This window comes from Rhodothermales bacterium (assembly GCA_013002345.1).
In the GTDB taxonomy this organism is placed as follows: domain Bacteria; phylum Bacteroidota; class Rhodothermia; order Rhodothermales; family JABDKH01; genus JABDKH01.
Window position 1 is genome coordinate 1 of the sequence record JABDKH010000190.1, and the last position, 9,833, is coordinate 9,833.

10 protein-coding genes and 1 tRNA gene are annotated in these 9,833 nt (G+C 58.6%); 8 read left to right on the plus strand and 3 right to left on the minus strand.

The features are described 5' to 3' along the window. Positions 1-891, plus strand: an 891-nt coding sequence (locus tag HKN37_09560) for a 3'(2'),5'-bisphosphate nucleotidase (GenBank protein ID NNE46891.1), incomplete at its 5' end; no start/stop codon positions are given. Positions 892-897: 6 nt separating this feature from the next. Here the strand turns inward: HKN37_09560 and HKN37_09565 are convergent. Then, the gene (locus HKN37_09565; GenBank protein NNE46892.1) at positions 898-2,070 is read right to left on the minus strand and encodes a pyridoxal phosphate-dependent aminotransferase; all 1,173 of its coding nucleotides are present in this window, start codon (positions 2,068-2,070) and stop codon (positions 898-900) included. Positions 2,071-2,159: 89 nt separating this feature from the next. Between HKN37_09565 and HKN37_09570 the strand changes: the two genes are divergently transcribed. Continuing rightward, complete coding sequence (locus HKN37_09570; protein NNE46893.1) at positions 2,160-2,609, plus strand: nucleoside deaminase; 450 nt, start codon at positions 2,160-2,162, stop codon at positions 2,607-2,609. 6 nt (positions 2,610-2,615) lie between these two features. On the opposite strand, the gene HKN37_09575 is transcribed toward HKN37_09570, so the two are convergent. Further along, positions 2,616-3,272, minus strand: a complete 657-nt coding sequence (locus tag HKN37_09575) for a metal-dependent transcriptional regulator (GenBank protein NNE46894.1) — start codon at positions 3,270-3,272, stop codon at positions 2,616-2,618. Positions 3,273-3,319: 47 nt separating this feature from the next. Beyond that, a complete protein-coding gene (locus tag HKN37_09580) occupies positions 3,320-4,090 on the minus strand; it encodes an aspartate/glutamate racemase family protein (protein ID NNE46895.1) in 771 nt (256 codons plus the stop codon). Positions 4,091-4,266: 176 nt separating this feature from the next. Between HKN37_09580 and HKN37_09585 the strand changes: the two genes are divergently transcribed. The 6 genes from HKN37_09585 to HKN37_09610 form a co-directional block, all read left to right on the plus strand. Further along, a tRNA-Gln gene (locus tag HKN37_09585) sits at positions 4,267-4,340 on the plus strand. Positions 4,341-4,413: 73 nt separating this feature from the next. Next, positions 4,414-5,361: a ribose-phosphate pyrophosphokinase gene (locus HKN37_09590; protein NNE46896.1), complete on the plus strand. Its 948-nt coding sequence runs from the start codon at positions 4,414-4,416 to the stop codon at positions 5,359-5,361. A gap of 53 nt (positions 5,362-5,414) precedes the next feature. Then, on the plus strand, positions 5,415-6,071 hold the full coding sequence (locus HKN37_09595; GenBank protein NNE46897.1) for a 50S ribosomal protein L25: 657 nt from the start codon (positions 5,415-5,417) through the stop codon (positions 6,069-6,071). 61 nt (positions 6,072-6,132) lie between these two features. Further along, entirely contained in the window at positions 6,133-6,723 is a 591-nt protein-coding gene (locus tag HKN37_09600) for an aminoacyl-tRNA hydrolase (GenBank protein ID NNE46898.1), read from the plus strand. A 214-nt stretch (positions 6,724-6,937) separates the two neighbouring features. Beyond that, positions 6,938-9,013, plus strand: coding sequence for a sodium-translocating pyrophosphatase (locus HKN37_09605; GenBank protein ID NNE46899.1), 2,076 nt, complete (start codon positions 6,938-6,940; stop codon positions 9,011-9,013). A gap of 234 nt (positions 9,014-9,247) precedes the next feature. After that, the coding region (locus HKN37_09610) for a 2-oxoglutarate dehydrogenase, E2 component, dihydrolipoamide succinyltransferase (GenBank protein ID NNE46900.1) at positions 9,248-9,833 on the plus strand (586 nt) is incomplete at its 3' end.

The window sequence follows — 9,833 nt, forward strand, 5'->3', positions numbered from 1 at the left end:
GAGACGCTCAGCAAGGAGGATCGCAGTCCGGTGACCGTCGCTGATTTTGGGAGCCAGGCGCTCGTCTGCCGGGCCATCGATATGCATTTTCCGTCCGACCCCATCATCGGGGAGGAGGATGCAACGATGCTGCGATCGGAGCAGAACGGAGCGACGCAGCAGAAGGTGCTGTCGCACGTTCAGGATCTGATCCCGGATGCGTCGACAGAGGACGTGCTTGCGTGGATCGATCGCGGCTGTAGTCGGGGCCAGTCAAAGCGTTTCTGGACCCTTGATCCAATCGACGGTACCAAGGGCTTTTTGAGAGGAGAACAATACGCCGTCGCTCTTGCACTGATCGTGGAAGGCGTTGTCGAAGTCGCCGTGCTCGGATGTCCCAATCTCGCCGACCCGAAGGACCCGTCGCGTCAGGGCGTAGCCTTCGTGGCTTCGCTCGGAGGAGGAGTCACAGCGACTGCACTGTACGACAAGTTGGGCGAGGCGAAAGTCCACGTGAGCTCGGTCGACGATTCTACGGAGGCGAGATTTTGCGAGTCGGTGGAGTCCGGTCACAGTTCGCACGACAATGCCGCTCGTGTTGCCGACGTGCTCGGTATCCGCCGCGACTCGATTCGGCTGGACAGCCAGGCGAAGTACGCAGTCGTCGCAGCCGGGCAGGCGGATATCTATATGAGGCTTCCTACGCAATCGCGATACGTCGAGAAGATCTGGGATCACGCGGCCGGAATGCTCGTCGTTGAAGAGGCTGGTGGGAGAGTCACCGACATTCACGGTAAACCACTCGAGTTTGCCTACGGTGGCCGACTGGAGGGCAACACCGGGGTTATCGCGACGAACGGTCTAATGCACGATCAGGTCCTTGAGGCTCTCAGGACAACGGGCGTCGCGTAGCAGCCGCTAGCGTACCAATCGCCCGAGCCTCTCGCAGGCATCCTGAAGCACGTCCCACTCTTTCGCAAAGCAGAAACGCAGCTTGTGCCGGCCGTCAGCCGGGTTGGAGTAGAAGGCCGATCCAGCCACAGTCCCGACTCCACACCGTTCGATGAGTGTTTTGCAGGCACTTCGGGAATCTCCGAGCCCGGCCACCGATGTTGACAGCTTCTCAAAATCGGCAAGCACGTAGTACGCACCCTGCGGCCAGGGAACGTCGAATCCAAGCGCCTCGAGCGTCGTGCACATCAGCTCGCGCTTGCTGGTGTAGTCTTGCTTAAGTCGGACATAGTAATCTTCGCCGAGTTCGGCTGCTGCTGCGACCCCGTGCTGGAGCGGCGTCGGCGCGCAGATGTAAAATAGATCGTTCAGCAACCCCATCTTGTCGATGATCGGGGCGGGCGCCGCCGCGTAGCCAAGTCGCCACCCGGTCATGTTGAAGGTCTTCGAGAATCCCGATATCGTAATCGTGCGCTCGTACGCACCGTCGAGCGATGCCATCGAAATGTGTTCACGCTCGTCGAACACCATGTACTCGTAGATTTCGTCCGTGACCATGAGGATGTCGTGTCGCTCCGCCAGCTTCTGCAGTGCGATTAATTCATCGCGTCGCCACACCTTGCCATGTGGATTTGCCGGTGTCGTGACAATCACGGCCTTCGTACGAGCGGTGACTGCCGACTCCAACTTGTCGAAATCTAGCGTCCAGTCCGGACCTCGCTGGGGAATGGAGATCGGGACCCCACCCGTGGCCAGTATGAGATGCCGGTGATATCCGTAGTACGGCTCGAACAAAATCACTTCATCACCCGGATCCAGTATTGACAGCAGAGCGACTGCAAAGGCACCGGTCGATCCGACACTTACGACGATTTCGTCCTCGGAAGCGCGTGAGATCCGGTTAAAGTTTTGAAGTTTGTCCCGGATAAAGGTCCGCAGAGCTGGTATACCCGAATAGCTCGAATAGGTGGACCGACCTTCCTCTATGGCTGTATGCGCGGCAGCTCGCAACTCCGCGGGCGTCGGAAGGTCGCAGATGCCCTGTCCAAGGTTGACGCCGGCCACGGCGTCAACCATCTGGCTGACCGCGCGTATATCGCTCTGGACTAACCCTTCCGTTCGTTTGGCCAGATGTTTCATCGTTGATCCTCGGGTAGGGACTGTCTATGTTCGCGCATAATAATAGCCGCTGTGGGTGAGACGTGAGTCTGGTACGGGAAATCAAGTTTGTGAATCGGGCAATAGAGATCGCGGCCGCGAATGCGGCGGCGGGACTCGGGCCGTTCGGTGCGGTGGTGGTTCGTGGAGACAAGATCATCGCGGAAGGCACGAATCAGGTCACGTCAACCTTCGATCCAACCGCTCATGCCGAGATCGTTGCCATTCGTAACGCGTGTGATGTGATGGGGTCGTTCCAGTTGACGGGATGCGAGTTGTATGCGTCGTGCGAGCCCTGCCCGATGTGCCTCGGGGCGATCTACTGGGCCCGACCGGACCGCGTGTACTATGCATCAACGCGCCATGACGCCGCTGCCGCCGGATTTGACGACGACTACATCTACACGGAACTTGCTGTGGCGCCGGGAGATCGCCAGCTCAAAATGACTCGCATTATCCGCGATGAAGCGTCCGAACCCTTTCGCGTATGGACCGAGAACAGGGATCGCATTCCGTATTGACGGGCGCTACGATGACAACCGCAACGTAAAAATACGTCTGGCCACATCACGTCCGACGACCACATCCGAATTGCCTATGCCGACGACAATCGGGCCGTCGAAAGGTGCGCAGGATCTTACCTGAAGATGAACGCCCGGCAGTAGCCCGAGCGATTCGAGATAGTCCAGCAGGTCGTGGTCATCGTCGGCTACTCTCCTGATTTCCAGGTCATCGCCGGCTGCGGCGTCGGCAAGTGAACTCAAGACCTCGTCGGCGATGCGCCCGTCGCGTGTCGGGATGGGGTCTCCGTGAGGATCGTGTGTTGGATACCCCAGCATCTCCTCGATCTTGTCTTCGAACTCCTCGGAAATATGATGCTCAAGGTGCTCGGCCTCCTCGTGCATCTTGTCCCACGGATAGTCGAGGACTCGCTTCAGGTAGGTCTCCAGAAGACGGTGATGACGGATGATCTCCAGAGCGACTTTCTCACCGGCCGGCGTCAGCGATACACCTTTGTACGACTCATGATTGGCGAGTCCCATGTCTGCGAGCCTCTTTGCCATACTAGTGACCGACGCGGCGGAGACCCCGAGGGCGCGAGCAATGTCTGTCGTGACCGCAGCATGCTCCCCCTGAAGTTTGTAGATCGTCTTTAAGTAGTCCTCGACTGCCTGACTGGGCATGGGTTCACTGTTTCCAGGTACGCGTGTTCTGGAAAAACACAGGGCCGTTACGTTTGATCCGAGATGAGACTGTCCGGATAGGTGTGGCGAATGAGGGCTTTGGCCAGAAGCAGCCCGGGATCAAAGAGGCGTATTCCTTCCCATTGATGCTCCGGAACGGCCAGCGGGAGCTCGGTACAGCCGAGAATGACACTCTGCGCGCCTTGCTGCTTCAGGGTCTCAATGGATTGCAGTACCTGTTTGCGTGCGTTCGCAGACGGAGGGTTTACGACCTTGAGTCCGTACTCGCGGGAGTACAGCGCATCCATGATCAGGCGGTGGTGCGTGTCCTCGTCGAGTTCGACCGTGTCGAAGCCGGCCTCGGCGAGCGGAGCTGAATAGAGCCGGGTGTGAGAGACGCCGGTGGTTGACAGGATTCCCACTTTTTCGTCGGGACCGATGGTCTGGCGAAGGTGATGAACGGTCTCGGTGATCATGTTGAGCAGCTTCAGGCGGCTTCCAGATTCGGTGAGGCGCCGGGCTACATGATCGAGAATCGGGGGGGCGTGGGCAGTGTTGCAGGGGATGCCGGCAACGGTTGCACCCGCAGCCTCAAGCCGGCGGGCAACCTCGAAGATTGCCTCGCCCGGGTTCGCTCCCTCATTGTGCAGCAGATATCGCGTCCGGTCGGGAATATCGCCGGGGAAGGACATCAAAATGACCGGGAGGTGATCCTGATCGGATGTGGCTCGAGTCAATCCTGTCAATTTGCTGGCGAGGTCCAGGCCTGCGGCCGGACCCATGCCGCTGATGATACCAATGACTGGCTTTTCGCTCATGGAGGTCACCAGGTTCCGTGGTGCTTGTTGGTCGTGTTCGTCGAAAAACGAATTGAGGCGTAATACAGACGCATCATGCTCCGGTTCGTTGACATACGCGGGGGGTCGGTGTATTTTTTTCGATGTGCTTGGGCCATGTCTTGAAGGCTCCGGGGCATGGGAGAACGCGTGGTACTTGCCCGGTCGTCTAATGGCAGGACAGCGGCCTTTGGAGCCGTATGTGGAGGTTCGAATCCTCCCCGGGCAGCCATTTTGACGTAGGCCTCAGCTGCGTCGTATTTCGATTCTACATGGACGGGCCCTGACCCCGAGTCACCTCTAGCATGGTTTTCTCTCATCGGGACATTCCGATCACCCTCTTTTCGGGTCGGTCGAATCCTGCTCTTGGTCGGGATATCGCTCAGTCATACGGGACTGAGCTGGGGCATGTGGCCATCAAGGATTTCGCCGATGGCGAGATTTACGTTCGATACGACGAGTCGATCCGTGGATCGGACCTGTTTATCATCCAGAGTACGCATCCGCGTGGTGACAACTGGATGGAGTTGCTGCTCCTGATCGATGCCGCGAAGAGGGCATCGGCTGCGCGCGTGACGGCTGTGATTCCGTACTTCGGTTATGCCCGGCAGGAGCGAAAGGACCAGCCGAGAGTGTCGATTGCGGCAAAATTGATGGCCAACATGCTGACCACGGCCGGAATCGACCGGGTTCTGACCATGGATCTGCACGCGTCGCAAATTCAGGGTTTTTTCGATGTTCCAGTGGATCATCTGTACGGAAGTGCCGTTTTCATTGACTATTTCAACGATCTCCAGCTGTCAAATCTGGTTGTCGTCGCTCCAGACGTGGGCGCGTTGAAGATCGCCCGCGCGTATGCGAAGCGATTGCACGCGGAGCTTGCGGTTGTGGACAAGCGACGTCCGCGGCAGAATGAGGCAGAGGTGATGAACATCATCGGTGAGGTCGACGGGAAGAATGTTCTTTTGATCGATGACATCATTGACACGGCGGGCACGATTACGAGCGGCGCCGCGGCCCTGAGAGCTGCCGGAGCACTGGAGATTATGGCGGCCTGCACGCACCCCATTCTGTCGGGACCTGCGTATGAGCGTATCGAGAGCTCCGAAATCAGCAGGCTCGTTGTGACGGACACCGTTCCGTTGAAACGACCGTCCGATCGCATAGACGTCGTGAGCGTAGCCGATATTTTTGCTGACGCAATAAGCAGGATATCTCGCGACGCGTCCGTCTCAACGTTGTTCGTCCCGTAGTGGTTTTTTCAGAAGATCGCCGAATCGGCGATCAACAATAATAGCATCAGGAAATGAATACGTTCAAAGTCGAAGCCCAGCCACGAGAGCCAGGGAAGAAATCTGCCAGGGCCCTGCGGCGCTCCGGGTTCGTACCATGCGTCGTGTATGGGATGGGTGAGACGACCGTCCCGTTCCACGTCGTGGCTGCCGATCTGCACCGTTTGGTGTTCACCGATGAGCGTAATCGCGTCGAGCTTCGCATCGGCAAGGACTCATACGATTGCATTCTGAAGGAGGTGGACTTTAATCCCACCACCGACATGCCTATTCATGCGGATTTCCAAATGCTCCGCGAAGGCGTTGCGATCGAGTTGTCCGTCCCCGTTCAGTACGTAGGAAAGGCCAAAGGCCAGCTCGAAGGTGGCGATCTTGACTTCCTTGTACACGAACTGGAAATCGAAACCCTGCCCAAGAACATCCCGGACCATCTCACCGTGGACATCTCGGATCTGGATATCGGAGACACCATCCACGTGTCCGACCTCTCATTCGAAGGCATCACTGTCGTAACATCGCCGTCGCAGTCCCTCGTGACTTGCTTCGTTCGCCGTGTGGTTGAGGAGGTTGTTGAGGAAGTTGAGGGTGTCGAGGGAGAACCGGTCGAGGGCGAGGAAGGCGTCGAGGGCGAGGAAGGCGTCGAGGCGGAAAAGTCGGAGAAGTCGGAATAGCCCGACAGCCATGGTCGAGCTTATCAGGCGTCTCTTCCGACGTAGTCGCCAACCAGAGCCAATGCCCGCAGCCCCCCGTGTCCTGGTCGGATTGGGTAACCCAGGCGAGGAGTACGAAGACAGCCGTCACAACATCGGTTTTCGGGTCGCTAACCTGTTGGCCGAGCGTTGCAAGCTTACATTCGATCTGCACAAGAACAACGCGGTGCAGGGGCTCGGAACATGGCGGGGCAGGCGCGTCGTCGTGTCGAAGCCGACCACATTCATGAATCGCAGCGGCCAGGCCGTTCTGGCGCTGATGAAGCAGCATCGTGTTTCGTCGCGCGATGTCCTTGTCATTGTCGACGACATCCATCTCCCGCTGGGCGAGGTGCGGCTCCGGGCCACCGGAGGGTCGGGTGGCCACAACGGTGTGCAGGATATCATTGACAGGATGGGCGGTGGGGACTTTCCACGCCTTCGCGTCGGGATCGGCAGGGAATTCTCTCGTGGAGGCCAGTCGGACTTCGTGCTGTCACCGTTCGACGAAAGCGAGGGTCCGGACGTTGTCGCGGCCATTGACCGCGCGGTCGAGGCCGCCCTGACGTATGTAGTCGACGGCGTAGAGGTGGCCATGAGCAGGCACAATCGCCGCATCAGCCGCGATGATTAGAATAATGCGTTAAGTGCTTCTTACCGCTACGCCAGCGCGATATTTTCCCGTTTCTAAACCGCTGCACGTCTTCAGCCGATTGACCAGTTTTGGCCCGCGAATACCTCACCAATTGCAGTTTGAGCGGCCGGTGCGATGTCATCATTCGAAGCTCGCCCGTGTGTTGCGGTTGATCTTTTGCACAGAATAGCGGCCGGGGGTCGCCCAGACATTTATGGATAGCCAACTGATATTGTACCTCGTGCCGGTCGCAGGCTTGATCGCACTCCTCTACGCATTCGTTCGCGCGCGCTGGGTTTCCAGGCAAGATTCAGGAACGGATGAGATGATCGAGATCGCGAACAATATTGCAGAGGGTGCCCGTGCGTTCCTGCGACAGGAGTATCGGGTGCTCGTGATCTTTGTCCTCGCCGTCGGTGCTCTGCTCGCGTTCGCCAATGCGGGCCGGGCCGACTCGTCGTGGCTCATATCGATCTCGTTTGCGACGGGAGCTCTTTGCTCGGGTGTGGCTGGATTTGTGGGAATGCGGGTGGCCACCAAGGCCAACGTGAGGACGACCCAGGCGGCGCGCACCAGTCTGGGACAGGCGCTGAATGTCGCCTTCTCCGGCGGACTCGTGATGGGGCTCAGCGTCGTCGGGCTTGGCGTGCTGGGGCTCAGCGGGTTGTTCCTGGTCTATAGTGAGATGTGGACGACGGTCAAGGTGATCAACGTCATATCGGGATTCTCGCTGGGTGCCTCGTCGATTGCACTCTTTGCGAGAGTCGGCGGCGGCATCTACACGAAGGCCGCAGACGTCGGCGCCGACCTGGCCGGGAAAGTCTACGAGGGAATTCCTGAAGACGACCCACGCAACCCTGCGACGATAGCCGACAATGTCGGTGATAACGTGGGCGATGTGGCCGGCATGGGAGCGGATCTGTTTGAGAGCTTTGTCGGGTCCATCATCGGCACCATGGTTCTCGGGGCGGCGTTCATGGGCGGCATTCGTGCCACGGGGACCGATGAGATTGCTGCCGTCGTTCTGCCGCTTGCTCTGGCCGGTGTAGGGATTCTTGTCTCGATTCTCGGTTCACTGTTCGTGCGAGTCCGCGAAGGAGGTAATCCTCAGAAGGGACTCAATATGGGTGAGTTCGGCGCGGCGGGTTTAATGGCCATTCTCTCTTACTTCATCATCAAGGAGATCCTGCCTGACTCGTGGATTTCGGGTGCGGATTCGTACACATCCTCCGGTGTCTTCTTTGCGGTGTTGATAGGTCTTGCTGCCGGTGTCGTCATTGGCCTGGTCACGGAGTACTATACCTCGACCCACGGAAGGCCGACGAGGGGTATTGCAAAGCAGAGCGTCACGGGCGCCGCAACAAATATCATCGCCGGGCTCGGAGTAGGCATGTTTTCGACCGGTATTCCTGCGCTGGTACTGGCCTTTGCGATTATCGGGGCCGACTATTTTGCAGGACTGTACGGAATCGCCATCGCGGCGGTCGGCATGCTTTCCGTTACCGGTGTTCAACTTGCGGTGGATGCGTACGGACCCATCTCCGACAACGCGGGCGGAATTGCTGAGATGGCAAAGCTCCCACCGGAGGTGCGAGGTCGGACGGACACGCTCGACGCGGTCGGTAATACGACGGCTGCCATAGGCAAGGGCTTTGCCATTGGTTCGGCTGCGCTGACGGCGCTGGCACTTTTTGCGGCGTTTATGCAGCAGGCTGGTGTCGAGAATATCGACGTGGCGAATCCGGTGATTCTCGCAGGACTTTTGATTGGCGCCATGCTTCCGTACGTATTCAGCGCGATGGCCATGGGGGCTGTCGGTCGGGCGGCGAGCGACATGATTACGGAGGTGGGCAGGCAGTTCAAGGAAATCGCAGGACTGCGTGAGGGCACGGCGAAGGCCGAGTACGCCAAGTGCGTCGAGATTTCCACCAAGGCGGCGATTCGCGAGATGATCGCGCCGGGCATCCTCGCGATCTCTGTGCCGGTGATCGTAGGATTCATATCGAAAGATATGTTGGGCGGTCTGCTGGCGGGTGTAACCGTTTCCGGCGTCTTGTTCGCAATCTTTCAGGCAAACGCCGGTGGTGCGTGGGACAATGCCAAGAAGCTCATCGAGGGCGATTTTGAGTTCAACGGTGAGGTATACGGCAAGGGCAGCGATGTCCATAAGGCAGCGGTTGTCGGAGACACCGTCGGTGATCCGCTTAAGGACACCAGCGGGCCGAGCTTGAATATTCTGATCAAGCTGATTGCGGTCGTTGCGCTCGTCATTGCGCCGCTTATCGCGTGAGTCGGGTCAATTCTGGTGCGAAACGCCCGTGGACGAAAGTCTTCGGGCGTTTCTCGTACCGTCCAATATTCGATTCAAGGTGGGCGGTTTCCTCGGGTCAGATGGCCAACTTTTTTGTTTCGCGTGTGTACACATTGGATAGGTTACGGACGCGTCACACCGGGATGACCGGCTAATACTTATCATTCGAGTCACCACTCTAACTCAATTCCTTGTAGCTGTTCAGGCGACGCAATGGCGAAAGTCGAAGTAAAGATGCCCCAGATGGGCGAGAGTATCACCGAGGGGACGATCATCACGTGGCACAAGCAGCCCGGTGAGGAGATCGAACAGGACGAGACACTTCTGGAGATCGGCACGGATAAGGTCGATACCGATGTGCCGGCGCCGGAGGCGGGTGTGCTTTCGGAGATTCTGGTTGCCGAGGGGGAAACGGTTGACGTCGGGACCGTCATTGCCGTCATAGAGACGGACGCAGCAGCCGCTACGTCGTCGGCATCGTCTGCATCGGCCACAGTGCCGGAGACTGAGTCAGAGAGCGCCGGCAAGCCTGAGTTGGTGATGGCTGATGCAGGTGCTGACGCGCCGGCCGCAGCCGTGGCGCCTGTGCCTGTTGGGACGTCGGAACCAGCGTCCAGTCCTGCGGCGGATACGGGACGGGAAGAGCGCGGCTCTACCGACGTGGCCGTGGACGTCGTAATGCCGAAGATGGGGGAGAGCATTATCGAAGGAACGATCATCGCGTGGCACAAGCAGCCGGGTGATTCGATTGATCTCGACGAGGTGCTGTTAGAGATTGCCACCGACAAGGTGGATACCG

Coding starts and splice junctions, on each gene's coding strand:
- HKN37_09580 (NNE46895.1), bottom strand. CDS start 4,090: ATGAGCGAAAAGCCAGTCATTGGTATCATCAGCGGCATGGGTCCGGCC.
- HKN37_09590 (NNE46896.1), top strand. CDS start 4,414: ATGGTTTTCTCTCATCGGGACATTCCGATCACCCTCTTTTCGGGTCGG.
- HKN37_09575 (NNE46894.1), bottom strand. CDS start 3,272: ATGCCCAGTCAGGCAGTCGAGGACTACTTAAAGACGATCTACAAACTT.
- HKN37_09605 (NNE46899.1), top strand. CDS start 6,938: ATGGATAGCCAACTGATATTGTACCTCGTGCCGGTCGCAGGCTTGATC.
- HKN37_09565 (NNE46892.1), bottom strand. CDS start 2,070: ATGAAACATCTGGCCAAACGAACGGAAGGGTTAGTCCAGAGCGATATA.
- HKN37_09595 (NNE46897.1), top strand. CDS start 5,415: ATGAATACGTTCAAAGTCGAAGCCCAGCCACGAGAGCCAGGGAAGAAA.
- HKN37_09600 (NNE46898.1), top strand. CDS start 6,133: ATGCCCGCAGCCCCCCGTGTCCTGGTCGGATTGGGTAACCCAGGCGAG.